Here is a 25272-nt window from a genome sequence, read left to right as displayed (position 1 = left end):
GCTTGCCAGCGGAGCAGCCATGGACACTCAGCCCGCCCCCTTCGTTCCGCCGGCGCCGAGGCCGCGCACATCGCCGCCCTCGACGCTGGAGATGATGCGCATCGTCTACCGCAACCCGCTCGAGCTGTGGGGAGAGCCGACCTACAACGAGCCCTGGATCTCGGTGAACGGCGTCGGTGGACCGCTGGTCATCGCCAATGACCCGGGGCTCATTCGCCATGTCCTGGTCGACAATGCCAGGAACTACAAGATGGCGACGGTGCGCCAGCTCATCCTGCGGCCGATCCTGCGCGACGGCTTGCTGACGGCCGAAGGCGAGGTCTGGAAGCGTTCGCGCAAGGCGATGGCGCCGGTGTTCACGCCGCGTCACATCTTTGGTTTCGCGGGACCGATGCTCAAGCGCACGCTTGAATTCGCCTCCCGCTACGAGGATGGCGGCATCTCCGACATTGCCCACGACATGACGCTGCTGACCTACGACATCCTGGCCGAGACGCTGTTCTCCGGGGAAATCGCGGGGGAGCCGGGCAGTTTCGCCAAGGAGATCGACCGGCTGTTCGAGACCATGGGCCGCGTCGATCCGCTAGACCTGCTGCGCGCGCCCGAATGGCTGCCGCGGCTTACCCGCATCCGCGGCCGCAAGACCATGGCCTATTTCCGCAAGATCGTCAGCAATACGGTCAAGATACGCGAACAGAGACTCAGGCGCGATGCCGATGCCGTGCCGCAGGATTTCCTGACCCTCCTGCTCAAGGCCGAGGGGCCGGACGGGCTGACACGCTCGGAAGTCGAGGACAACATCATCACCTTCATCGGTGCCGGCCATGAGACCACGGCGCGAGCCTTGGGCTGGACGCTCTATTGCCTGGCCGAGGCGCCATGGGAGCGGGAAAAGATCGAGCGCGAGATCGATGCCGTGCTGGCGCGCGAGCCCGATCCGACCAGATGGCTGGACGCCATGCCGCTCACCCGCGCCGCCTTCGACGAGGCGCTCAGGCTCTATCCGCCGGCGCCGTCGATCAACCGCGAGCCGATCGAGCCGGAGAACTGGAGGGATCTCCACATCCCAGGGCGCGCGGCCGTGCTGGTCATGCCTTGGGTCGTCCACCGTCACAGGAAGCTGTGGGACAGGCCGGACGCGTTCATGCCGGAGCGGTTCCATCCGGGCAACCGCGAAAAGATCGACCGCTTTCAGTATCTGCCGTTCGGCGCCGGGCCGCGCGTCTGCATCGGCGCCAGCTTCGCCATGCAGGAAGCGATCATCGCGCTCGCCGTCCTGCTGTCGCGTTTCCACTTCGATTCCATCGCGCAAACCAGGCCGTGGCCGGTCCAGAAGCTGACCACCCAGCCGCAAGGCGGGCTGCCCATGCGGATCACTTCGCGCCTGTAATCGCCCGCCGTCGGCCTATGTTCAGACCGCCGGTTTGCGCTGGAACTGGCCGGCCGCGCGAAAACGCCAGAGATAGCTTGGCAGGATCGTGCCGAGCGCCTGCGGCTGGATGCCGAGGCCGGCGAGCGTGCGGTTGGCCCTGGCGGCCTCCTCCGACACGACATTGTGCTCGCGCAATTGCAGCACCTGGTCCTTGGTCAGCAGCGGGTTGGGCAAGAGGCCCAGGATCGACGCCTGCAGGTTCGCCACCCACCACGGCACCGGAACCAGTAGGCGCTTGCGCTCGATCACCGCGAGCATTTCCTGCATGCTTTCCTTGAAAGTAAGCACCTGCGGGCCGCCAAGCTCGTAGATCTGACCGCCCTTGACCTTGCCATCGACCGAGCGCGCCACCGCTTCGGCGACGTCGCCGACATAGACCAGCTGGAACTTGGTATGGCCGCCGCCGATCAGCGGCAGTGCCGGCGAATAACGCGCCATGTTGGCGAAGCGGTTGAAGAAACTATCTTCCGGTCCGAAATTGATCGACGGCCGCAGGATCACGGCGTCCTTGATCGTCTCCAGAACGGCCTTTTCACCAAGCGCCTTGGTGCGTGCATAGTTGGATGCGGCTTCCAGGTCGGCGCCCAGGGCCGAAATATGGGTCAGGCCGGCGCCCGCTGCGCGTGCCGCTTCGGCCACGGCGCGAGCGCCGAATTCGTGCACGGCCGTGAATTTCTGCCGCCCGCTCTCATGCAGAACGGCAACCAGGTTGACGACATGATCGGCGCCCTGCACGGCGCGATCGACCGACCAGCGCACGCGCACATTGGCCTGCACGGGCTGGATCTGGCCGACATTGCCGAGCGGCTGCAAATGGCCGGCGAGATCGGGCCGGCGGCAGGCGACCCTGATGCGATAGCCGCGCTTGGCCAAGGCCCGCACCACGTGGCGGCCGACAAAGCCCGACCCGCCGAAAATGACGACGAGCTTGGGGGTCTGCAGGATTTCGGTCATGGCTGGCTCCGGCGCTCGAAAGCTTGGCTGAAGCCGTTTCATAATCCGTTTCGCGTCAAACGCAAAGGGTGACGCGTCGTCGCTGCCGCCCTGGTTCTCAGAGCAATTCCAGGAAAAGTGTGAAGCGGGTTTCCCAGGAGAAACAGCTTGGGAATTGCGTCAGGACAAAAGCGCTTCAGAACGCCTTGCCTGACGCAGAAAACCCCGCCGAGGCGGGGTTTTCCGGATGACATCCATGCGAAGCCAGGGGCCAACGGAGCGGCCTGACCTGAGACGGTATCAGGAGGGCGTGAAGCAAGTACGCCCACCCCAGCCCTGGACATCCGACATGGTGCCACCGACCTTCTTGCAGGCCGCGATGAAATCGGCGCTGCAACTGGCGAATTTCGCGTGACCGTTCTTGCAATAGTGGTCCTCGGTAGCGCCGCCGCCCGGCGCGGCAATGACGCCTGGACTGGACGGCTTGACCGGCGCGGCCTTCAGGTTGGCCGCCTGGGTCGCGCCCATGAACGAGCCGAGGAGAAGGACGGCGGTCAGAATGGTGGTCTTGGTGCTGGTCATGATGGTTCCTTTTCACTGAGGTTGGTTTCTCCGGGACGCGAAGGCCATGCCTTGGCGTGGAGCAGATTTCGATGTGACGTGCTGTTCCCCGGTCTGGATCGGCAAGCTCATCCTGCCCTGGACAAGCATTGGTCGCCCCGACGCTCGAAAAGGTTCAGACCGCGCGCGAAAAAAACACGCATGGCCATGCCGCGGGCAGGCGCCGGCGGCTGATGAGCTGAAAAGAAGAAGTTACTTCAGGCCGAATAGCGCTCGGCGAATTCGGAAATGCGTTGCACCACGGCCTTGGAGACCTTGATGCCCCGTGCCGCGGCCTTCTCCGCCGCCTCGGCCCGGGAGCGGCCCGGTATGTGCACGCCGTAGCGCCGGCGCAGCCGATCGAGTTGATCCTTCATCCGCTGCTCGAAATCCGGATCGAGCAGCTTGGGCTCGACGGCCAGCACGAACAGGCCGGTGCCGGGATTGTCCGGGCCGCCGGTGAACCAGGGCGCATCGAGCGACCAGTTTGCCCCCGACAGACCCGCCGCCAGCACCTCGACCATCAGCGCGATGTTGGCGCCGCGCTGGCCACCGAAGGCGAGCATGGCGCCCTTCATGGCTGCGGCCGGATCTGTAGTGGGATTGCCGCTGGCATCGAGCGCCCAGCCTTCGGGGATCTTCTTGCCGTCCTCGGCCGCCTTGCGGATATTGACGAAGGCGGTGGCGCTCGACGACTGGTCGATGACCAGCGGCGGGCCGTCGGCGGCGGGTGCGGCGAAGGACATCGGGTTGGTGCAATAGACCGGCTTGACCGAGCCCGAACCGGCAAGCACGGCGGGACCGTTGGTGGCGGCGAAGGAGACCAGCCCCTGCGCTGCCAGCCTTCCGGTAAAGTAGCCGAGGGCGCCGCATGTATAGGCATTCTTCTGCGAAAAGATGGCGACGCCGAACAGTCTTGCCGCCTTGGCGAGATCGTCGAGCGTGCGGTCGAAGCCGGTATGCGCCAGCCCGCCTTGCGCATCGGAAAGATAGACTGCGAGCGCCGGCCGGGTGATCACCGGCTCGGCATTGCCGTCGATGCGGCCGGCCTCCAGCGCTTCGAGATAGTCGATGAAATGCGACAATCCGACGGTCGAGAGTCCTTCTGCCTCGGCCGATATGATCGAGGCGGTGAGCGATTGCGCCGCTTCCTCGTTGGCGCCCGCACCCAGCGCCGCCATGCGGCACAGCCCGGTTGCCTGTTCGAGACTGAGTTGCATGGCGACTGCCTTTAGTGAGTGGTGAGTGGTGAGTAGTGAGTAGTCAGCAATGGGTGGTGGCGGCTAGCCACTTCCTACTCACCAATCCCTACTCACTAGGTCCCTAGCCGATCTTGTTCGGAATCCGCGCCTCGATCCTGCCGAAGGCGAAGACCAGAATGCCGGTGATCGCCATATAGATCAAGGCAAGCAGCAGCAAGGGCTCATAGGTGAGGTAAGTGTCCTGTCTGACCTTCGACGAAACGGCGAAGATGTCGATGACGCTGATGGTCGCCACCAGCGGCGTCGATTTCAGCTGCAGCACGGTTTCCCCCGTCAGCGTCGGCAGCGCCCGGTAGAAGGCCTGCGGCAGCCAGATACGCCGGAAGATCTTCCAGCGGCTCATGCCGAACGCACGTGCGGCTTCGAGCTGCCCCTTCGGCACGCCGGCAAAGGCGCCGCGCATCACTTCGCCCTCGTAGCCCGCGAATGAGAGCGTCAGCGCCAGGACGGCATAAGGCCATGCCTGCCTGAGATAGGGCCACATCCAGGATTCGCGGATCCACGGATATTGCGGAAACAACGAACCCAGCCCGTAGTAGAGCAGCCACAGCTGTAACAGCAGCGGCGTTCCCCTGATGACGGTGCAGAAGACCTTCGCCGGCGCCGCGAACCAGATCGGGCCGCCAGCCTGTGCCAATCCGACCGGCACCGCGATCAGGAAGCCCAACAGGCAGGTAACGGCCAGGATCCACAGCGCGCGCCAGATGCCGAGCAGGGCCAGGCCGTAATATTGCGGCAGCCAGTCCCAGCGCATGAAGAAGGCTGCGGACAGCACCAGCCCGAGCGCAATCAGGATCAGCACGATACGATGCGGCTGCAGCCAGAGCGAGGCGCGAGCCGCGCTGTTGATGATGGCCGCTTCGCTCGCCATCAGCGCGCCTCCTTGATCGACGGCATGCCGCGCCGCGCCCATTTCTCGACGCGACCAAGGACGAGGTTCGAAAACAGCGTCACGGCCAGATAGAGCATGCCGGCCGCGAGATAGAATATCAGGTAGGCCTTGGTGACGCCCGCCGCCTGCCGCGTCGCCAACGTCAGTTCGAAGAAACCGACCACGGCCAGCAGCGCCGTATCCTTGGTGGCGATCAGCCAGAGATTGGCGAGACCCGGAATGGCGAAGGGCAGCATTGCCGGCAACGTGATGCGCCGCAAGAGAAGGCCGGGAGACATGCCGTAAGCGCGGGCGGCTTCGATCTGGCCTTGCGGGACGGCAAGGATGGCGCCGCGTATGACCTCGGTCGAGTAGGCGCCCTGGACGAAACCGAGCACCGCGATGCCGGCCACCAGCCCGCTGATGTCGACCCGCTGATAGCCCATGGCGGTCAGCATCTGGTTTATCAGGTCGGTACCGGCGTAGTAGAGGAGCAGGATCAGCACCAGTTCCGGTACCGCGCGCACGATGGTCGTGTAGACCGCCAGCAGGTCGCGCACCACGGGGCCGCCATAAAGCTTGCCATAGGCACCGCCGGTTCCGATCAACAGTCCGACGATCGTGGCGCCGACGGCGATCTCAAGCGAATGCAGCAGCCCAAGCATGAGCGTCCCGCCCCAGCCGACGGGCGCGGGCGACAGGAGTTCGATGATGCCGGCCGCAGAGGCCGGAAGAAATGAATCGATCAGCTTCGCCCCCGGATTGCTGGCTCAATCCGCCGGCGCAAGCCGCCGGCGGCAAGGGTGCGTGGGAAAGGTCGGGTTGGAGGACTTGGCGTCAGTGCCTTGTCTTCCAGCCCATGCGATGGTCGTCAGTCCGACTGCGTGGCACCGCCGCGTCAGTCCGGCTGCATGGCATCGCCACGTCAGTTCGACTGCGCGCCGCTGCCACCATATATGTCGAAATCGAAGTATTTCTTCGAGATCTCGTCATACTTGCCATTGGCGCGGATCGCCTTGATGCCGGCGTTGATCTTTTCCTTCAGCTCGGTGTCTTCCTTGCGCACGCCGGCGCCAACGCCCGGTCCGAGCACTTCGTCGTCCGGAGCCACCATGCCCTTCAGGTCGCAGCAGGCTTTGCCCTGGTCGGTCTTGAGGAACTCGCCAAGCGCGATGGAATCGGCCTGGACCGCATCGAGGCGCCCGGCGGCAAGGTCGTTGTTGGCCTCGTCCTGCGTCTGGTACTCCTTGATCTCGGATGCCGTGGCGCCGAAATGCTTCTTGGCGTAGACGGCATGCACGGTCGATACCTGGACGCCCAGGATCTTGCCCTTGAGATCGTCCGGCGCGGAGCCGAATTTCTGGTCCTTCGGTCCGATGATCGCCGTCGGCGTGTTGTAGTACTTATCCGAGAAGTCGATCGTCTTCTTGCGTTCGTCGGTGATCGACATCGAAGAGACGATAAGGTCGATCTTCTTGGTGGTCAGCGCCGGGATGATGCCGTCCCAGGCGACGGGCGTGATGACGCAGTCGAGCTTCTCCTCGGCGCAGACGGCGTCGATGAACTCGATCTCCCAGCCGACCCATTTGCCCGAAGCATCCGGCGAGGTGAACGGCGGATACGGCTCGGCGGCGATGCCGATCTTGACCGGATCGGCCTTGGCTACGCCCATGGCGGCGACGCCGAGCAGCAGCGCTGCGGCGAACGTCTTCAGAACAGTCTTCATTTCACGACTCCCAGTTTGTTGTTGGTTCCCGGTTTTCTTCCGCCCTCGGTTTGCTAGCCGATGTTGCGAATGAATTGCTTGAGCCTTTCGGATCTGGGCGCGCCGAAGATCTGCTCCGGCGGGCCTTCCTCCTCGACCAGTCCATTGTAGAGATAGACGACATGCGTCGCGACCTCGCGCGCGAACTTCATCTCGTGGGTGACCAGCACCATGGTGCGGCCTTCGCGCGCCAGGTCGCCGATCACTCTCAGCACCTCGCCGACCAGTTCGGGGTCGAGCGCCGAGGTCGGTTCGTCGAACAGCATGACGCGGGGATTGATCGCCAATGCGCGAGCGATCGCGGCGCGCTGCTGCTGGCCGCCCGACAGGTAGGCCGGATAGACATCCCGCTTTTCGGCGAGGCCGACGCGGACGAGCAGTTTTTCGGCCTGGGCGATCGCCGCGTCGCGCTTGACGCCCAGCACATGCACGGGAACCTCGATGACGTTCTCGATCAGCGTCATGTGGCTCCACAGATTGAAATTCTGGAACACCATGCCGAGCTTGGAGCGGATGCGTTCGATCTGCCTGCGGTCGGCCGGCACGGTATGGCCGTGGCTGTCCGCCTTCAGCTTGATCTCCTCGCCATTGACGCGAATGATGCCGCTGGTCGGATTCTCCAGGCAGTTGATGCAGCGCAACAGCGTCGATTTGCCTGAGCCCGAGCCGCCGATGATGGCGATGACCTCGCCGTCGCGCGCCGACAGCGAGACGCCCTTCAGCACATGCAGCTCACCGAATTTCTTGTGCAGGTTCTCGACGTGGATGGCTTCGGCGGCGCCATTTTGCGCCTCACCGGATGGGGCTGCGGCAACTCCCGCCGTGCTCAACGGGTGACCTCCGTGTAGTCGATGGCAGCTCGTCGAACGTCTACCCGGCTAATCAACATACGCTGTACTGCCCCGCTCCAGACTTCAGCATGGACCCAACAGCGCGAGCCCGTCAATCCCGCTCATTACGGCACTTGCGGCCTTGTTGTGCAAGTGTATAAATAGCCTTTCATGAAATTTTCTCGATTTTTTTCAGCTAAAAAGGGCACCGATGAGCGCTTTCGGATCACAGTCCATGGCGGCGACGCTGCGGCGCGTGCTGATGCGGTCGGCGGCCAACGCCATGCGCGATGCCGACAGATCTGCCTGGCACTATGGCCCGGGGTTCAATCCGGCGAAAGCTGCCTCGCAGCACGCGGCCCTTGCTGAGTTGGTAGCGGCTTCCGGCGCTGAAATCGAATGGATCGAAGACAAGGCCGACGGACTTTCGGATTCGGTGTTCACGCACGACCCATCGCTGATGACCGGTCGCGGCGCGCTGATCCTGTCCATGGGTAAGCCACTACGCGCCAGGGAGCCCTCGCTGCATGAGGAAACCTACACAAGGCTGGGCATTCCGATCCTCGGCCGCGTCGAGGCTCCTGGTCAGGTCGAAGGCGGTGATTGTGTCTGGGTGGACGCCCGCACGCTGGCGATCGGGCGCGGTGTCCGCTCCAACCAGGAAGGCATCCAGCAGGTTTCCAACCTGCTGACGCCGCTGGGCGTTTCCGTCTACGGCTTTGATCTGCCGCTGTGGCAGGGCGAAGAGGCGTGCCTGCACCTGATGTCGGTGATCAGCCCGTTGGCCGACGACCTCGCGCTGGTTTATTCGCCGCTTTTGCCGGCCCCGTTCTATCAAATGCTGAAGGCACGCGGCATCCGGCTGGTCGAAGGCGATGCCGAGGAGTTCGCTGCTTCCAACGGCCTCAGCCTTAACGTACTGCCGACTAGCCCGCTCAACGTCATTGCCGTTGCAGGCTTTCCCAAGACCAAGGCCGCGATGGAGGCCGCGGGCTGCATGGTTGAAGTCTTCGAGGCGGATGCGCTCTGCATCGCCTGCGAAGGTGGGCCGACATGCCTGACGCGGCCGATCCTGCGCCAATGAATGCGCCATCCCGCCGCAAGTTTCGTCGCGAGGGCGAGGAGCGGCGGCGGCAGGATCTGATCGAGGCGACTCTGGACAGCGTGGCCGAACATGGGCTGCAGGGCGCCACCTTGCGCACCATCGCATTGCGTGCCGGCGTCACCGCGGGGCTGATCCGGCACTATTTCCCCGGCAAGGAAGAACTGCTGCAGGAGGCCTATACGGCACTGGTCGGGCGCATGACCGAGCAGGCGAAAGCAGCATTGGTCATGGAAGATGCCTCGCCGCGGCAACGCCTTGCGGCTTTCGTCACCGCCAACCTCAACGCGCCGATCATCGACGCGCGGGTTTTTTCGCTCTGGGCAACCTTCATCGGCCGCGCCGGTGCGGATCCGACCCTGGCCCGTGCCCACCGCGAAGGCTATCTCGGCTTTCGCAACGAGGTGGAGGCGGTTGTGGCCGAAGTGCTCGCCGCCGAACAGTGCAAGCCGGACGCAAGCCAGTTGCGCCACCATGCCATCGCGATCAACGCGATCATCGACGGACTCTGGATCGAAGGCTGCCTGGCCGGCGAGATGTTCTCGCCCGGCGAATTGGCGGCGATTGGGATCAAGGCTGTCGAAGCCGAGCTCGGCCTCGAGCCGGAAAGGGGAGAACACTAATGACCACCATTGGCGAAGCGTTGATTTCACTGCTCGAGGCGCATGGCGTCGACACCGTGTTCGGTATTCCCGGCGTCCACACGGTCGAGCTTTATCGCGGGTTGGCGCGTTCGAGGATCCGCCATGTCACGCCGCGCCACGAGCAGGGCGCGGGCTTCATGGCCGACGGCTATGCGCGCGCCGGCGGCCGGCCGGGCGTCGCCTTCGTCATCACCGGCCCGGGTCTGACCAACACCATCACCGCCATGGCACAGGCGCGCGCCGATTCGGTGCCGATGCTGGTAATCTCGGGCGTCAACGCCACGCCGACGCTTGGCAAGGGCCTGGGCTTCCTGCACGAGCTGCCGGACCAGCGCGGCATGATGGAAAAGGTGGCGCTGTTTTCGCAACGCATCACCGAGGCCGGCGAACTGCCCGGCGCGCTCGCCCGTGCCTTCGCGCTGTTTTCCTCGTCGCGGCCGGGCCCGGTGCATGTCGAGATTCCGACCGACGTCATGGTCAAGCCTGCCGATGGGATCGCGGCGGTGCTGAGCAATGCCGCGCCACCGGCTGCCGGGGCGACGGCCATCGCCGCGGCGGCCAGCCTTTGTGCGGCGGCTCGGCACCCGCTCATTCTGGCCGGCGGCGGCGCCAGGCGCGCCGAGGATGCGCTGCGGCGCCTGGCCGAAAGGCTGGGCGCGCCGGTCGTCGAGACGACCAATGCGCGCGGCCTGCTCCACCGCCATCCGCTCTGCGTACCGGCCAGTCCCAGCCTGAAAGCCATCCGCGCGCTGATGGGCGAGGCCGATCTGGTCATTGCCGCCGGCACCGAGTTCGGCCCGACCGATTATGACGGCTATGGCGATGGCGGATTTGTCCTGCCGGCCAATCTGATCCGCATCGACATCGGCGCCGATCAGCTGGCGCGCCGTCCGGCGACGGTGGCCATCCAGGCCGACTGCGCCGAGGCGATCGAAGCCTTGCTTGCCGCGCTCGGCTCGGTCGACGCGGGCAGGCAGGACGGGAAGAACCGCGCCGCGGCGGCGCGAAAGGCGGCTCGCGCCGAACTGACTCCCGTCCATGCGGCGCAGGTCCATGCGGTGGAAGCCATCCGCGACGCCCTGCCGGGCGCGATCATCGTCGGCGACTCCACCCAGCCCGTCTACGCCGCCAACCTCTACTACGATCACGACCGGCCGGGCGGCTGGTTCAACGCCGCCACCGGCTTCGGCGCGCTGGGCTACGGCCCGCCGGCGGCGGTGGGCGCGGCGCTCGCCATGCCCGACGCGCCGATCGTCTGCCTCACCGGCGACGGTGGCTTCCAGTTCACCTTACCCGAGCTCGGCGCGGCGCTTGATGCCGCGGCACCCGTTATCTTCGTCGTCTGGAATAACAGGGGCTATCGCGAGATCGAGACGTCGATGCTCGACGTCGGCGTGGAACCCGTCGGCGTGTCCCCGGCACCGCCGGATTTCTGCAAACTGGCCGAGGCCTATGGCATCGGCGCCGAACGGATCGCCGATACCGGCGCCTTGCCACTCGCGCTGAAGCGGGCCCGGGCAACGGGGTTGCCGCGCGTCATCGAAATCACGGTCGATTGAAGCTTCACGCCGGCGTCGATTTTCCTACCTGCATCGTGGTCATTCGCCGGCTTGGCTTTTGCGCGGCAACAATCGCCGCTGCCCGACACATGCAAAGACGCGACGGCTGCCATGTCGAGATATCAATTGAGTGATCGCACGAAAGGCGCGACGCTTCGCGTCAGCGCGGCGAAACAAGCGACATAATCAAAAAAAGACAGGAGCGGTCCAGGATGACGGAAACACTTCAGGGCAGGCATATCGTTGTGACCGGTGGAACCGGTGCGCTCGGCGGCGCGGTCGTCGGCAAGCTGCTGGGCGAGGGCGCGGTCTGCCATGTGCCGAACGCCCATGCCGCGGCACCTTCGCATTTCCCTTTCACCACGCACGAGAACGTCAGGCTGGCGCACAATGTCGACCTCTCCGACTCCGCCAAGGTCGAAGCCTTCTATGCCCAGGTTCCCGCCTTGTGGGGATCGATCCATCTGGCAGGCGGCTTTGCCATGGCGCCGGTGGAGAAGATCGAATCCGCCTCCTTTGCCGAGATGATGGATACCAATGCCCGCACCGCGTTCCTGTGCAGCCGTGCGGCGGTGCGCTCCATGCTGGCGGCGGGCACCGCCGGCCGCGTCGTCAATGTCACGGCACGCGCCGGGCTTGATCCGCGCCGCGGCTCGGGCATGGTCGCCTATGCCGCCTCCAAAGCAGCGGTCGCGGCGATGACGGTGGCCATGGCGGAAGAGCTGAAGCACCAGGGCATCCTGGTCAATGCGGTGGCCCCCTCGACGCTCGACACGCCGGCCAACCGTGCCGACATGCCGGATGCCGATTTCAGCAAATGGGTCAGCCTCGAAGCGGCGGCCGAGGCCATCGCCTACCTTGCCTCGCCCGCCAACCAGGCGATGAGCGGCACGCTGGTGCCGCTCTACGGTCGCGCATAAGGCGCATAGTTGATTCCGACGATCCTCGGGCTGCGTCCGAGTTTCCGACAAAGAAAAACCCCGCCGGATCGCTCCGGCGGGGTTTTGTTTCGGGCCTGTGCGAAAGGGCGATTAGCTGCCCTGCTTCTTCAGCGCGGCGCCCAGGATGTCGCCCAGCGAGGCGCCGGAGTCGGTCGAGCCGTACTGGGCGACCGCTTCCTTCTCCTCGGCGATTTCCAGCGCCTTGATCGAGACCTGCAGCTTGCGGGTCTTCTTGTCGAAGGCGATGACGCGGGCGTCGACCTTCTGGCCGACGGTGAAGCGCTCGGGGCGCTGCTCGTCGCGGTCGCGGGAAAGGTCGGAGCGCTTGATGAAGGTCTCGATGCCGCTTTCCACCAGCCGCACTTCCAGACCGCCATCCTTGACGCCGATGACCTCACAGGTGACGACGGCGTTCTTGCGCAGTTCGCCTGACGTCGCCGCTTCGCCAACCGTGTCGCGGGCCAGCTGCTTGATGCCGAGCGAGATGCGCTCCTTCTCGATGTCGACGTCGAGCACCTGCGCCTTGACCATGTCGCCGCGATTGTACTCCTCGATCACCTGCTCGCCCGGACGGGTCCAGTCGAGGTCTGAAAGGTGGACCATGCCGTCCACGTCGCCTTCCAGGCCGATGAACAGGCCGAACTCGGTCTTGTTCTTGACCTCGCCCTCGACCTGGCTGCCGACCGGATGGCTGCGAGCGAAAGCCTCCCACGGGTTCTCCAGCGTCTGCTTGAGACCTAGCGAGATGCGGCGCTTGGCCGGATCGACTTCGAGCACCACGACATCGACTTCCTGCGTCGTCGACAGGATCTTGCCGGGATGCACGTTCTTCTTGGTCCACGACATTTCCGAAACGTGGATGAGGCCTTCGATGCCCGGCTCCAGCTCGACGAACGCGCCGTAGTCGGTGATGTTGGTGACGGTGCCCTTGATCTTCTTGCCGATCGGGAACTTGGTGCCGATCTCCGACCAAGGATCGCTCTCGAGCTGCTTCATGCCGAGCGAGATACGGTGCGTTTCCTGGTTGATGCGGATGATCTGCACCTTGACCGTCTGGCCGATGTTGAGGATCTCGGTCGGATGGTTGACGCGGCGCCATGCCATGTCGGTGACATGCAGCAGGCCGTCGATGCCGCCGAGGTCGACGAACGCACCGTAGTCGGTGATGTTCTTGACCACGCCTTCGACCACCTGTCCCTCTTCGAGGTTCTGCACGATTTCCGAACGCTGTTCGGCGCGGCTCTCCTCGAGCACGGTGCGGCGCGACACCACGATGTTGCCGCGGCGGCGATCCATCTTGAGTATCTCGAAAGGCTGCGGGTTGTGCATCAGCGGCGAGACGTCGCGGATCGGGCGGATGTCGACCTGGCTGCGCGGCAGGAACGCCACGGCGCCGTCGAGGTCGACGGTGAAGCCGCCCTTGACCTGGTTGAAGATGACGCCTTCGACGCGCTCACCCTTGGTGAACTTCTCTTCGAGACGCACCCAGCTCTCTTCGCGGCGAGCCTTCTCGCGCGACAGCATGGCTTCGCCAAGCGCGTTCTCGATGCGCTCGACATAGACTTCGACCGTGTCGCCGACCTTGAGGGTGGATTCCTTGCCCTTGGCGCCGAATTCCTTCAGCGGCACGCGGCCTTCGACCTTGAGGCCGACGTCGATGATGGCCATGTCCTTTTCGATCGCGGTGATCGTGCCCCGGACAACCTGGCCCTCGCCGGAATGGCCGGCGGTGAATGATTCTTCGAGCATGCTCGCGAAATCGTCGCGAGAGGGATTTGCTACAGACATTGTTTCTCCTGGAATACCCCGCATCTTTAGCGGGGCGTGCGCCGTGGGTTAGCGTTGCGTTGGCCTGCCGGCGTTCCGGGCAAAGAGCCCTTGGCCGCTTAAGGCGGCAAGTCCGGCGCATGAAGAATGCTGGCAGGCTGGTTCGTGCCCGATATGGGTATTTCCTTCGCCTCCAGCAACGGAAACTCGAGGGAAAACCCGGATCAGGCCTTGTTTCCCTTGGACAGCACGTCGTCGATGACAGCTCTGGCCGCGAGAAACGCGGCTTCTATAGCCATTTCGCTGGTATCAAGCAAGTGCGCGTCGGGGGCAGGCTTCAAGGGCGAGTCGGCGCGGCCCATGTCGCGCTCGTCGCGGCGCCGGATATCGGCGAGGATTTCGGTGAAATCAGCCGTGCCGCCGATGCTCTCGATCTCCGCCAGCCGGCGCCTTGCCCGTACCTCGGCGCTCGCGGTCACATAGAGTTTGATGTCGGCATCGGGGCACACCACGGTGCCGATGTCGCGACCGTCGAGCACGGCGCCTGGGGGAGATTTGGCAAACTCGCGCTGTTTCTCCACCAGGATGCGCCGCACCGTTGGAAACACCGCGACCTTCGAGGCCGCTTCGCCAACCGCATGCGCCGACAGCACGGCCCGGTCGAGCTTCGCCAGGTCGACCTGACGTGCTGCCGTTTCGGCCGCCGAGACGTTGTCGAGCGGCAGACCGAGCCGCAGCAGCGCATGGGCCACCGCACGGTAGGTGAGGCCGGTGTCGAGCAGGTTCAGCCTGTAGTGGTCGGCGAGACGCCGGGCAAGCGTGCCCTTGCCGGCTCCGGCCGGACCGTCGATGGCGATGGTGAAGACGTGTGTCATTGGCAGGCCAGCATACCTGAAACCGAACAGCGTAGCGGTCCGGAGAGAGCTTGCGATCCGTCGCGCCCCCCTCTGTCCTGCCGGACATCTCCCCCACAAGGGGGGAGATTGGCAGTTCCGATGCCTCGCTCACTTCTGCAACGCGGGCGATTTGCGAAGGCCGCTGTGACGGCTGATCTCCCCCCTCGTGGGGGAGATGTCCGGCAGGACAGAGGGGGGCGCTGTCCTGCCGGCATTTCAGTTTGGCCCCAACCCATCAACTCTCACCCGATCTCCGCCCCAAGCCCCGTCATCAGACTCATGAACTCCGGGAAACTTGTCGCGATCATGTTGGCGTCGTCGATGGTCACCGGCTTCTCGGTAGCCAGCCCCATGATCAGGAAGCTCATGGCGATGCGGTGGTCGAGATGCGTCTGCACGGTCGTGTCCGGGCCATTGGGATGGCCGCCGAGCCCCTTGCCGCCGGGCTTTCCGCGCACCGCGAGCGATGCCTCACCCTCTGTGCAGTCGACGCCGTTGAGCTTGAGCCCATTGGCGACCGCCGACAGCCGGTCGGATTCCTTTACCCTGAGTTCCTCCAGCCCCTGCATCAGCGTCTCGCCCTCGGCGAAGCTGGCGGCAACCGCCAGCACCGGATATTCGTCGATCATCGACGGCGCCCGTTCGGCCGGCACGGTGACGCCCTTGAGTTCGGAATAACGCACGCGCAGGTCCGCGACATCCTCACCGCCGGCATTGCGCGGGTTCAAGATCTCGATCTGGCCGCCCATCTCCTGCAAAGTCAAAAGCAGCCCGGTGCGGGTCGGGTTCATCAGCACGTTTTCGATCACGATGTCGGAACCCGGCACGATCAGCGCGGCCACCAGCGGGAAGCCGGCCGAGGATGGGTCGCCCGGCACGGCGATCGTCTGGCCGGTGAGCTTGCCCTGGCCCTCGATGAAGATATGGCGCACGCCGCGCTCGTCGGTCTCGACCGACAAATTGGCGCCAAAGCCTTTCAGCATCTTTTCGGTGTGGTCGCGCGTCATGACAGGCTCGATGACGGTGGTGATGCCCGGCGTGTTGAGGCCGGCGAGAAGCACCGCCGATTTCACCTGCGCGGAGGCCATCGGCACGCGATAGGTGATCGGGGCGGCATGCTTTGGCCCATGCAGCGTGATCGGCATGCGGTCGCCGGGCGTTGCCTTCAGCACCTGCACGCCCATCTGGCGCAGCGGCTCCAGCACGCGGCCCATCGGCCGGCCTGACAAGGAAGCATCGCCGATGAAGGTCGTTTCCATGTCATAGGTGCCGACCAGCCCCATGGTCAGCCGCGAGCCGGTACCGGCATTGCCGAAGTCGAGCGGCCCTTCCGGCTGCAGCAGCGCGCCGTTGCCGGTGCCGCGGATCACCCATTCGTCGCCGCGCTTCTCGATATGCGCGCCCATCGCCTTCATGGCGGCACCGGTGCGCATCACGTCCTCGCCTTCGAGCAGGCCGGTGATGCGGGTCTCGCCGGAGGCGAGCCCGCCGAACATGAAGGAGCGGTGCGAGATCGACTTGTCGCCCGGCACGCGCGCCGTACCGGAAAGCGCTTGACATTTGCGGGCGGTGGCCGGCTTGGAAGCGGCGGCGTGAGACATGGAATTTCCCTGGACGGAATGCCGGCGGGCCGGCGCTTTTCATTTGTTGCGGCGGTCTCGTATCACGGTGGGCCGAAATGGTCATCCCCCATGGTCGTCACTTGACGCTAGGCCTTCCAACGCATGGTTTTGTGACGCCGGCTTTTGGCTTTGACAGCGCTGCAAACAGTGGTTAAGGGGACCACTCTTTTATCGACGAGGCTTGCCGTGGCAAAAACCGAACTTGGCACAAAGCGTATCGACCCTGAAACGGGTCGAAAATTCTACGACCTGAACAAGGACCCGATCGTCTCGCCCTATACCGGCAAGACCTATCCGCGTTCCTATTTCGAGGAAGGCAAGATCACCGCCCTCGAGGAGGAAGAGGAAGTGGCCGAGAAGGAAGTGGACGCCGAGGACGAGGAGGGCGTTGAAGTCGTCTCGCTCGAAGAGGCTGACGAAGACGTCAAGGGCGACGATCTGCCCGATCTCGGCGACGACGAGGATGATGTCGACCTGGGCGACGACGAGGACGATACGTTCCTCGCCGACGAAGAGGAAGAGGACGACGATGTCGCCGACATGATCGGCGTCGGCGACGACGACGACGAGGTCTGACAAGGCCGGGAACGCAAGCGTTTGCCGGCTTTCGCAGCTTGTGAAGAAAAAGCCGCTGATGAAGGCTTGATATTGACGAAGGGCGGGGTTAGAAGCCGCCTGCACTAACGGCGCGGTCTCCAACCCGCGCCGGATCTCTTCGCCGGAAACGGCGCCGGTTGACTGCCGGAAGTGGGGCCATAGCTCAGTTGGGAGAGCGCTTGAATGGCATTCAAGAGGTCGTCGGTTCGATTCCGATTGGCTCCACCAAACAGTCACTTTTCCAAATTTCGGGGTTGTAGAAACCGGATTCAGCTTCGGAATTGTTGGACATCGCCGCCCGCCGCAGCCTGAAGCGCGCCGCTCAGGCGGTCGACGCGGCGGTTTCGTTCTGGCCGCCCGCTCCACTGATGCTGGGCTGCCTGCCGATTTCGCTGCCGTCGGGCGCGCCGGTGCTTACGCAATATGCGGCCATTGACTAAAACGGTTCCTGTTTGATTCGCTTTGAACGGGACCGTCATGAGCAAAGCCCTCACGTCCTTCGCCCTGGTCGCGGTGCTGACAGCGCTGCTCATGGCCTTGAGCCTGGTGGTGGCCAGGCACGGCTACCCCTACGGTGCGATCGGCGTCAGGCGCCTCGACGGCATTGCCGATGCCGGGATGTTCATACCACTCGCCGCCGTCTATTTCTTCAGCGCGCTGCTGATGATGATCCTGCCGATCAGAGCCGCCGGCATCGTGCTCACCCATGCAGCCGATGCCATCTTCTGGACCGTGATCGTGCTCCTTGCCTCCATCGTAGGCTGTCTCGTCGCCAGATGGGCATTCGGCCAGCGCGACGCCCTATGGGCGCTGCTGAACTGGCGGTTCCTGTTTGCGGCGGCTATCGTCGGTTGCCACTTCGTCATGAACGAGCTTCGCCGCAACGTGCTCTTGCGCAGTCTGTTTTTCGTTGTCTTCGCGGCGGCCACGCTGGCCTGCCTGTTCTGGTCGTTCACGCTCTGAGAGCCGTTTCGATCCACGTCCAGAGATAGGATGCCAGGCCGCGATCGATATGGATGCGCAGTCTGTCCCGGTGGCGGTAGACGATAGCACTGACGCCGGCGAAGGAAAGTGCGGCACTGGCGCTTTCCTGCTTTGGGTCAAGCGTTGATCCGCGCGCGATGAAAGCGTCGATGGCCGAGCCTTTGACCTCGAACACATGAAGTCCAGCGCTGATCGCCGTCACCGCGAAACCTTCCGCGTGCCAACCCGCGGCGATGGCGAGCGGTGTGCTCGACACGACGAGCAGGCGGTCGCGCGCCAGACGCGCCGCATAGCGGTCACCTTGCGCGCTGCCAAAGGCGCCCACGCCGTTGCCATCCATGCCGGATATCCGCGCCCAGGCGTCGAGATCGCCGCTGACCAGCAATTGGTGAAGGCCCGGGATCGTGCGCGCCTCCAGACCCGGTGCACCGATGGTTGCCGACTGCCAGTCCGGCGCTACCGGCCATTTTTGGGCGAGATCACGCATTGAGCCGGTCTCCTGCCGGGTCGAAGGCGCAAGGAGCGGCGATCGTCGCCGTCATCGCCTTGCCGAGATGTTGGATTTCGATCATTTCGCCGTGGCGGGCCGCACCGCGCTCGATCAGGCCGAGCGCAACCGGCCGGCCAAGCGTAGGGCTCCGGTAGCTCGATGTGACAAAGCCCTGGCTGCGCAGCTTGCCGCCGCTACGCTTGATGCCATGCGCACCGGTTGGCAGCGGCGCTTCGCCGGACGGCACCGTCAGCCCGACCAGCTGCATGCGGTCGCCGCGCGAAGCCTCTTCGGTGAACAGCGAGCGGCGGCCGACGAATTCGGTCTGGCGCTTTGCCCGCGGGCCCTCGACGCCGAGGTCGTGCGGCAGCGTGGTGCCGTCGGTGTCCTTGCCGATCACGATGAAGCCTTTCTCGGCGCGCAGGATCATCAGCGCCTCGAGGCCGATGACGACCGCATCGAACGCTTGCCCGGCGTCGCGCAGGCCCGCCCACAAGGACTCCGCGCGATCGGCCCGGATGGAGATCTCATAGCTTCTGTCGCCGGTGAAGCTGACGCGGGTGATGCGCAGCTCGTCGCCGGCATAGCTGCCGACGCCAACCGCCATGTGCGGCAGCTCGCCATCGTCGAGCGAAAGGCCGAGATCAACCGTCTCGAGCAGTTTCCGGGCGTTCGGTCCCGAAACGGTCAGGGTTGCCATTTCCGGGGTGGCGTTGTGGATGTAGACCGCGCCGCGCCCGAACCGGTCCTGGCGCCACTCCTCCAGCCGCGCATGCACGGCGGCCACGTGCGAGGACGAGCACGACACGACGAAGCGATGCTCGTCCAGCCGCACCAGCACGCCGTCATCGAAGACCACGCCATTCTCGGACAACATGAAGCCGTAGCGGCAGCGGCCCGGCTTCAGGGTCGACATCGTGTTGTAATAGACGAAATCGATGAACGCGGCCGCCTTGGGTCCGATCACCTCGATCTTGCCCAGCGTCGAGCCATCGAACAATGCGACGGACTGGCGGGCGCGGCGCGCCTCGTCCTGGATCGAGCGATCCGTATCGCCGCCGCCGCCGTAGTGGGCCGGGCGCAGCCAGCCGCCATACTCCTGGAACACGGCGCCGCTGGCACGATGCACGCTCTCCAGCGGCAGCCGCCGAACCGGCGCCATCAGTTCGCCGCCGCGCGCGCCGGCGAAGCTCGCCAGCGGAACCGGCGTGAACGGCGGACGATAGGTCGTGGTGCCGACTTCCGGCACCGTGCGGCCGGTGATCCCGGCCATCAGCGCCAGGCCCGGCAGGTTGGAGGTCTTGCCCTGGTCGGTCGCCATGCCGAGCGTCGTGTAGCGCTTCAGATGTTCGACCGAGACGAAATTTTCGCGCGCCGCCAGCTCTATATCCTTCACCGTTACGTCGTTCTGGTAATCGATCCAGATGCGTCCCTTCGAACCCGGCGTTGGCCATGCCGCTACTATCCCGCTGGTCGCCTCCGTTCCGCTGCTGCGCGGCACTGCTGCCTTCGTCGAACCGAGCGACGCAACGGCTTTCTGCGAGCCGGCGAATACCTCCGACAACGAAACCGCGCCGGCGGCAGCTCCGGCCACCGCCACGCCCTCGACCGGATCGCCCGGCAGGAAGGCCGCGTGCGCCTCGCTCCAGGCGAGCTTGCCCTTGGCCTGGCCGAAGAGATGGATGGTCGGCGTCCAGCCGCCCGACACCAGCACGCAATCGGCGTCGAGCCTGGTGCCGTCGTCCAGCATCACACCCTCGACGCGCAGCTTGCCGGCCGCGGCGGTGAGCGCGCGGCCCTTGAGCATCCGCACCTTGGCGGGCGCGGCGGGCATACCGTCGCGCCTGATGTCGACAAGCGTGACGTCGGCGCCGGCCTCGGCGGCCGCCTCCGCCACTTCATAGGCGCTGTCATTGTTTGCGGCGACGATGATATGGCGGCCGGCCAGCACCGCATGGCGCCTGAGATAGCTGAGCGCTGCGTCCGCCGAGAGAATGCCCGGCAGGTCATTGTTGGCGAATGGCAGGGGCCGCTCGATGGCGCCCGTCGCCAGCACGATCCGGCGCGGCCTGACCCGCCACAGCGTGTCCGGCCGGCCGTCGAAATGCCGCTGGTTAAGCCCGACCAGATTATGGTCGTAGATACCGAAAGCGGTGGTCGAAGGCAGGACCAGGTGACCGCCGGCGGAAAGCCCCGCAACCGTCTCCTCGACCCAGATGGCGGCCGGTTTGCCGTCGATCTCGCCAACTCGGTGACCGAGCGATCCGCCGGGCTTTTGCTGGTCGTCGACCAGCATGACGGACCGGCCTGCGCCGGCCGCCAGCCTTGCCGCTGCCAGCCCGGCCGGTCCGGCGCCGATCACCAGCACGTCGCAATGGTGGTTGATCTGGTCGGCCGGGCCGGGCGACGTCCAGTCCTTGTCTACCTGACCCAGTCCCGCCATGGCGCGAATGCGTGGCTCGAACATGTGCCAGTCCGGCCACATGAAGGTCTTGTAGTAGAAGGCGGCCGGAATGAAGCGGGAAAAGCGGTCGAGGAAGGCGTTGCGGTCGGCCAGCGCATTGGGTGTCGCGTTGACGCTTTTGGCGACCAGCCCGTCGCGCGCCGGCTCGGTCGTCGCGCGCGTGTTCGGCGTCGTCTGCGGGCCGCTGATATCCACCAGCGCGTTCGGCTCTTCGACGCCCGCGCCCCAGATGCCGCGCGGCCGGTGGTATTTGAAGCTGCGGCCGACGACCGCGACATCGGCGGCCAGCAGCGCGGAGGCGATGGTGTCGCCTGTGAATCCCTGCACGGTGGCGCCGTCGAAGCTGAAGCGGATCGGGCGCGAGCGGTCGATGGCGCTGCCACCCGTGCTAAGGCGCGAGGCGGTCACGCCGCGTGCTCCCAGCCCAGGGCAGCCGAAGACAGCACCTTGTGCGTAACGGTGTCCCGCTCCATGACGAAGAATTCGCCGCAGTTCATATGCACCCATATCTCGCGCGCCGCGCCTTTTGGGTTGGAGCGCAGATAGAGATAGTTGGCCCAATGCTCGATCGGCACCTCGGCGCCATCAGGCCTGACATTGCCGGCATCGCCGCCATAGTGGAATTCGGTCTCGTCGCGCGGGCCGCAGAACGGGCAAGGGAAAAGCTGCATGGCAAACCTCAGTCTTCGTCTTTATGCATGTCGTTGCCCTAAGGCCGCTCGGCGCTTTTGCGCGACATGCATCAATGCGCGATGCCGGAACCGGCCGCTTCGTCGATCAGCCGCCCGCTGGCGAAGCGGTCGAGATCGAAGGGGCGGCTGATGTCGTTGTGCCCGCCCGTTGCCAAAAGGTTCGCCAGAAGCGTGCCGCCGGCGGGGATCGCCTTGAAGCCGCCCGTGCCCCAGCCGCAATTGAGGAACAGATTGGGCAGTGGCGATTGACCGATGATCGGCGAGGAGTCCGGCACGACGTCGACGATCCCGGCCCATTGCCGCATCAGCTTCAGCTGGCCGAAGATCGGGAACATTTCCAACAGCCCCGCGATCACCCCCTCCAGCGTCGGCAGGTTACCGCGCTGGGCATAGGAGGGAGTGCGGTCGAGCCCGCCGCCGATGACGATCTCGCCCTTGTCGGACTGGCTGACATAGACGCCCGTGCCGGGCGACAGTACCACCGTGTCGAGGATCGGCTTGACCGGTTCGGTTACGCAGGCCTGCAGCGCATAGGAATTGATCGGCAGGCGGAAGCCGGCCTTGGCCGCCAGCACCGAGGAATGTCCTGCCACAGCCATGCCGATGCGGTCCGCGCGGATGGCGCCGCGCGTCGTCTGGACGCCGCGGCAGCGGCCGCCCTCGACGATGAAGTCGGTGATTTCGCAGTTCTGGATGATGTCGACGCCGAGTCGGCTCGCGGCCCGTGCATAACCCCAGGCGACCGCGTCGTGGCGCGCGGTGCCGGCCCGGCTTTGCCAGATGCCGCCGAACACGGGAAAGCGCGCATTGGCCGTGAAATTGTAGATCGGCGCCACCCGGCGCACATCCTGGGGCGAAAACAGCTCCGCATCGATGCCGTTGATCTGCATGGCATTGACTGTGCGTGCCCCGATCTCCATTTCGGCGGTCGAGTGGCACAGGCTGACCATGCCGCGCTGCGACAGCATGACGTTGTAGTTGAGGTCCTTCGACAGTCCCTCATAGAGCCGGTGCGCCAGCCCATAGAGCTCGACGCTCTGCGGATAGTAATAGTTGGAGCGCACCACGGTCGTGTTGCGGCCGGTATTGCCGCCGCCGATCCAGCCCTTTTCCAAAACCGCTACTCTGGCGATGCCGTGATTCTTTGCCAGGTAATAGGCCGTCGCCAGCCCGTGACCGCCGCCGCCGATGACGATCGCGTCGTAGGACGGCTTCGGCTCGGGCGAGCGCCAGGCCGGCTCCCAGCCGGTCTGGCCGGCGAGGCCTTCCCTCAAGAGCGACAAAGCGGAATAGCGTCTGGTCATGGCGTGCTTGAAGAGGTTGGTTCAATGACCGAGGCGTAACGCCATTGTACATGTATGTCTAGTTCTTGCCGCGGTGTGAAAGCGGCGGCTGTTGCTAACGGCTGCGCGAAAGCGTTTCCTCGACATAGCGCGAAAAATCCTCGACATCCTGCGCCGTGGGCTCCTGGCCGGTGAAGCTGCGCAGATAGGACGCGACGTGCGGCAGGCGGCTGCTCATCGGTTCGTCGAGCTCGAGCGAGTAGTAGCCGATCTGCATGAAATAGAGCACGCGGGCGCGCACGAAGGCGTCTTCCTCGTCATAGCCGTGGCGCCTGAACATGTCGCGAATGGCGTCGACGCGCTCCTCGTCGGCCTCGTCGAGAGCCCGCCTGATGGCGGGCGATCGCCGGGCCCACGCCCTGATCGCGAAATCCAGCTGCGGATCGAACAGCTTCTCGTCCACCCAGCACTCGAAGATGCTCATCACCCCGCGGATGACGGTCGCGGAAGGCCGCGCGGCGCGTTCGACGATGAACCTTGTATTGGTCTGCCGCCAATAATCCAGCAATTGGTCGAGCAGGTCCTGGCGGCTCTTGAAGTACCAATAGAAACTGGAACGCGACACATCGAGCTTCTGGCCGAGCGTCTGCACACGGACGCTTTCGACGCCGTCCGAAATCAACGTTTCAAGCGCGAGCTTGAGCCAGTCTTCCCGGGTGACCTTGATGTTGCCGGTGGCGCCGGCGCGCTGGGTTGTCGTGTCGGTGGCTTCCATCGGCACGACGCATGACACGCCGCCCGGGGCAAATCAAGACTATGGACACATATGTACAGACCCGTTTCGCGGTGATTGGAACGATGTGTCGCCGAAGCTGTTGGGCCAAGGGCGATGCCCTGCGGGCAGCAGGTCGCGCGGGGCCGCGAACCGAGAGACTTTGTCGCGGCCGTCCGCGCAAAGCGTGCTTTCCCGCAGAGCAATTGTCTGGCAAATACAAATCACACAGATGCCGCCGCGCGGCGAACCAGCAGGAAAGACACGACATGGCACCGCTTCGACAGAACCTCATCGACGGCGAGTGGGTCGGCGATGCCGGCTCCCGCAACATCAACCCGTCCGATACCGGCGACATCGTCGGCGAATACGCTTCCGCAGGTGTCGAACAGGCGGCACAGGCGATCGCCGCGGCCAAAGCGGCCTTTCCCGCCTGGTCGCGCTCGGGTCTGCTGGTCCGTCACGCGGTGCTGAAGAAGACGTCGGACGAGATCCTGGCGCGCAAGGACGAGATCGGCCGCAACCTTGCGCGCGAGGAAGGCAAGACGCTGGCCGAAGGCATTGGCGAGACCATTCGAGCCGCCCAGATCTTCGATTTCTTCGCCGGTGAGACACTGCGCCTCTCGGGCGAAGTCGTGCCTAGCGTGCGGCCGGGCGTCGGTGTCGAGATCACGCGCGAAGCGGTCGGCGTGGTTGGCATCATCACCCCCTGGAACTTCCCGATCGCCATTCCCGCCTGGAAGATCGCTCCGGCGCTTGCCCACGGCAACACCATCGTCTTCAAGCCGGCGGATCTCGTTCCCGAGAGCGCCTGGACCATCGTCGACATACTGCACCGTGCCGGCCTGCCCAAGGGCGTGCTCAACCTCGTCATGGGCAAGGGCTCGGTGGTCGGCCAGGCGATGCTTGACAGCCCGGACATCAACGCCATCACCTTCACCGGCTCGGTTGGCACCGGCAAGCGCGTCGCCGCGGCGAGCGTCGAGCACATGCGCAAGTTCCAGCTCGAAATGGGCGGCAAGAACCCGCTGGTGGTGCTCGATGATGCCGACCTCGCTACGGCTGTCGATTGCGCGATCAACGGCGCTTTCTTCTCGACCGGTCAGCGCTGCACGGCTTCGTCCCGGCTGATCGTGACGAACGGCATTCATGACCGTTTCGTCGAAGCGCTCAAGGAACGGATGGACAAACTGGTCGTCGGCGATGCGCTCGACGCGCAGACCCAGATCGGTCCCGTTGTCGATGCGACGCAGCTCAAGCAGGACGAAGACTATATCGCCATCGGCGTCAGGGAAGGCGCCACGCTCGCCTTCGGCGGCGAGCGGCTCGACCGCAAGACGCCGGGCTTCTTCCTGCGGCCGGCGCTGCTGACCGATGCCACCAACGCCATGCGCAGCTCGCGCGAGGAGATTTTCGGACCTGTCGCCAGCGTCATCCGCGTCAAGGACTACGACGAGGCGCTCGCCGTCGCCAACGATACGCCGTTCGGGCTGACGTCCGGCATCTGCACGTCCAGCCTCAAGCACGCCACGCATTTCAAGCGCAATTCGGAGGCCGGCATGGTGATGGTCAACCTGCCGACGGCGGGTGTCGATTTCCATGTTCCCTTCGGTGGCCGCAAGGGCTCGAGCTACGGTCCGCGCGAACAGGGCCGTTATGCCATGGAATTCTACACCACCGTGAAGACCGCCTACACATTCGCAGGCTGATCGGGGCGCAGGCTGATCGGGGCACCGGCTGACCGGGCCGGCGAAGCCTTCGCATGC

The 25272-nt window shown here is 64.9% G+C and carries 24 protein-coding genes and 1 tRNA gene; 10 read left to right on the top strand and 15 right to left on the bottom strand.

Features of this window, described 5'->3' with window-relative positions; all coding sequences use genetic code 11:
• Positions 1-19: 19 nt before the first annotated feature.
• A complete protein-coding gene (locus tag FJ986_RS10410) occupies positions 20-1390 on the top strand; it encodes a cytochrome P450 (RefSeq protein ID WP_140670749.1) in 1371 nt (456 codons plus the stop codon).
• 21 nt (positions 1391-1411) lie between these two features.
• Here FJ986_RS10410 and FJ986_RS10405 read toward each other — a convergent pair whose 3' ends face one another.
• The 7 genes from FJ986_RS10405 to FJ986_RS10375 form a co-directional block, all read right to left on the bottom strand.
• A complete protein-coding gene (locus FJ986_RS10405) occupies positions 1412-2386 on the bottom strand; it encodes a complex I NDUFA9 subunit family protein (RefSeq protein ID WP_140559777.1) in 975 nt (324 codons plus the stop codon).
• A gap of 279 nt (positions 2387-2665) precedes the next feature.
• A complete protein-coding gene (locus FJ986_RS10400) occupies positions 2666-2947 on the bottom strand; it encodes a hypothetical protein (protein WP_140512869.1) in 282 nt (93 codons plus the stop codon).
• Between the two features lie 236 nt (positions 2948-3183).
• Positions 3184-4185: an Ldh family oxidoreductase gene (locus tag FJ986_RS10395; RefSeq protein WP_140564982.1), complete on the bottom strand. Its 1002-nt coding sequence runs from the start codon at positions 4183-4185 to the stop codon at positions 3184-3186.
• A gap of 103 nt (positions 4186-4288) precedes the next feature.
• The gene (locus tag FJ986_RS10390; protein WP_140497262.1) at positions 4289-5098 is read right to left on the bottom strand and encodes an ABC transporter permease; all 810 of its coding nucleotides are present in this window, start codon (positions 5096-5098) and stop codon (positions 4289-4291) included.
• Positions 5098-5763, bottom strand: coding sequence for an ABC transporter permease (locus tag FJ986_RS10385; RefSeq protein ID WP_140497260.1), 666 nt, complete (start codon positions 5761-5763; stop codon positions 5098-5100). The genes FJ986_RS10390 and FJ986_RS10385 overlap by 1 nt, the downstream gene beginning before the upstream one ends.
• Positions 5764-6023: 260 nt before the next feature.
• Positions 6024-6824, bottom strand: coding sequence for a transporter substrate-binding domain-containing protein (locus FJ986_RS10380; RefSeq protein WP_140512875.1), 801 nt, complete (start codon positions 6822-6824; stop codon positions 6024-6026).
• 53 nt (positions 6825-6877) lie between these two features.
• Complete coding sequence (locus FJ986_RS10375; RefSeq protein WP_140497256.1) at positions 6878-7693, bottom strand: ABC transporter ATP-binding protein; 816 nt, start codon at positions 7691-7693, stop codon at positions 6878-6880.
• Positions 7694-7904: 211 nt separating this feature from the next.
• Between FJ986_RS10375 and FJ986_RS10370 the strand changes: the two genes are divergently transcribed.
• The 4 genes from FJ986_RS10370 (at position 7905) to FJ986_RS10355 (ending at position 11918) form a co-directional block, all read left to right on the top strand.
• Entirely contained in the window at positions 7905-8777 is an 873-nt protein-coding gene (locus FJ986_RS10370; protein ID WP_140559773.1) for a dimethylarginine dimethylaminohydrolase family protein, read from the top strand.
• Positions 8747-9418 carry a TetR family transcriptional regulator C-terminal domain-containing protein gene (locus tag FJ986_RS10365; protein WP_140497252.1) on the top strand — a complete coding sequence of 224 codons (672 nt, stop codon included), beginning with the start codon at positions 8747-8749 and terminating at the stop codon, positions 9416-9418. The genes FJ986_RS10370 and FJ986_RS10365 overlap by 31 nt, the downstream gene beginning before the upstream one ends.
• Positions 9418-10998, top strand: coding sequence for a 5-guanidino-2-oxopentanoate decarboxylase (locus tag FJ986_RS10360; protein ID WP_140674207.1), 1581 nt, complete (start codon positions 9418-9420; stop codon positions 10996-10998). The genes FJ986_RS10365 and FJ986_RS10360 overlap by 1 nt, the downstream gene beginning before the upstream one ends.
• 212 nt (positions 10999-11210) lie before the next feature.
• Entirely contained in the window at positions 11211-11918 is a 708-nt protein-coding gene (locus FJ986_RS10355; RefSeq protein ID WP_140512879.1) for an SDR family NAD(P)-dependent oxidoreductase, read from the top strand.
• Between the two features lie 111 nt (positions 11919-12029).
• On the opposite strand, the gene rpsA is transcribed toward FJ986_RS10355, so the two are convergent.
• The 3 genes from rpsA to aroA all read right to left on the bottom strand — a co-directional run bounded on the left by rpsA (position 12030) and on the right by aroA (position 16203).
• Entirely contained in the window at positions 12030-13727 is a 1698-nt protein-coding gene (gene rpsA / locus FJ986_RS10350) for a 30S ribosomal protein S1 (protein WP_140497246.1), read from the bottom strand.
• Positions 13728-13930: 203 nt separating this feature from the next.
• Positions 13931-14581: a (d)CMP kinase gene (gene cmk / locus FJ986_RS10345; protein WP_140497244.1), complete on the bottom strand. Its 651-nt coding sequence runs from the start codon at positions 14579-14581 to the stop codon at positions 13931-13933.
• Between the two features lie 263 nt (positions 14582-14844).
• Positions 14845-16203 carry a 3-phosphoshikimate 1-carboxyvinyltransferase gene (aroA, locus tag FJ986_RS10335; protein WP_140580572.1) on the bottom strand — a complete coding sequence of 453 codons (1359 nt, stop codon included), beginning with the start codon at positions 16201-16203 and terminating at the stop codon, positions 14845-14847.
• A gap of 207 nt (positions 16204-16410) precedes the next feature.
• Between aroA and FJ986_RS10330 the strand changes: the two genes are divergently transcribed.
• The 4 genes from FJ986_RS10330 to FJ986_RS10320 all read left to right on the top strand — a co-directional run bounded on the left by FJ986_RS10330 (position 16411) and on the right by FJ986_RS10320 (position 17784).
• On the top strand, positions 16411-16800 hold the full coding sequence (locus FJ986_RS10330; protein ID WP_140674205.1) for a TIGR02300 family protein: 390 nt from the start codon (positions 16411-16413) through the stop codon (positions 16798-16800).
• Between the two features lie 173 nt (positions 16801-16973).
• Positions 16974-17049, top strand: a tRNA-Ala gene (locus FJ986_RS10325).
• Positions 17050-17105: 56 nt separating this feature from the next.
• Positions 17106-17261: a hypothetical protein gene (locus FJ986_RS30450; protein ID WP_181168359.1), complete on the top strand. Its 156-nt coding sequence runs from the start codon at positions 17106-17108 to the stop codon at positions 17259-17261.
• A gap of 37 nt (positions 17262-17298) precedes the next feature.
• On the top strand, positions 17299-17784 hold the full coding sequence (locus tag FJ986_RS10320) for a hypothetical protein (RefSeq protein ID WP_140556904.1): 486 nt from the start codon (positions 17299-17301) through the stop codon (positions 17782-17784).
• Here the strand turns inward: FJ986_RS10320 and FJ986_RS10315 are convergent.
• From FJ986_RS10315 to FJ986_RS10295, 5 genes are all read right to left on the bottom strand, one after another.
• The gene (locus tag FJ986_RS10315; protein ID WP_140674203.1) at positions 17774-18292 is read right to left on the bottom strand and encodes a hypothetical protein; all 519 of its coding nucleotides are present in this window, start codon (positions 18290-18292) and stop codon (positions 17774-17776) included. The genes FJ986_RS10320 and FJ986_RS10315 overlap by 11 nt on opposite strands.
• On the bottom strand, positions 18285-21167 hold the full coding sequence (locus tag FJ986_RS10310) for a sarcosine oxidase subunit alpha family protein (RefSeq protein ID WP_140674201.1): 2883 nt from the start codon (positions 21165-21167) through the stop codon (positions 18285-18287). The genes FJ986_RS10315 and FJ986_RS10310 overlap by 8 nt, the downstream gene beginning before the upstream one ends.
• Positions 21164-21430 (bottom strand): sarcosine oxidase subunit delta family protein, encoded by a 267-nt coding sequence (locus tag FJ986_RS10305; RefSeq protein ID WP_140564976.1) that lies wholly within the window; start codon positions 21428-21430, stop codon positions 21164-21166. The genes FJ986_RS10310 and FJ986_RS10305 overlap by 4 nt, the downstream gene beginning before the upstream one ends.
• A 71-nt stretch (positions 21431-21501) precedes the next feature.
• Positions 21502-22755: a sarcosine oxidase subunit beta family protein gene (locus tag FJ986_RS10300; RefSeq protein ID WP_140624908.1), complete on the bottom strand. Its 1254-nt coding sequence runs from the start codon at positions 22753-22755 to the stop codon at positions 21502-21504.
• A gap of 94 nt (positions 22756-22849) precedes the next feature.
• Positions 22850-23509: a TetR/AcrR family transcriptional regulator gene (locus FJ986_RS10295; RefSeq protein WP_181165292.1), complete on the bottom strand. Its 660-nt coding sequence runs from the start codon at positions 23507-23509 to the stop codon at positions 22850-22852.
• Between the two features lie 266 nt (positions 23510-23775).
• Here FJ986_RS10295 and FJ986_RS10290 point away from each other — a divergent pair, with 266 nt between their 5' ends.
• The gene (locus FJ986_RS10290; RefSeq protein ID WP_140512893.1) at positions 23776-25215 is read left to right on the top strand and encodes an aldehyde dehydrogenase family protein; all 1440 of its coding nucleotides are present in this window, start codon (positions 23776-23778) and stop codon (positions 25213-25215) included.
• Positions 25216-25272: the final 57 nt, after the last annotated feature.

This window comes from Mesorhizobium sp. B1-1-1 (assembly GCF_006442955.1).
Lineage (GTDB): Bacteria > Pseudomonadota > Alphaproteobacteria > Rhizobiales > Rhizobiaceae > Mesorhizobium.
The sequence above is the reverse complement of the archived record's forward strand: the minus strand, read 5'-3'. Positions and strand labels throughout refer to the sequence as shown.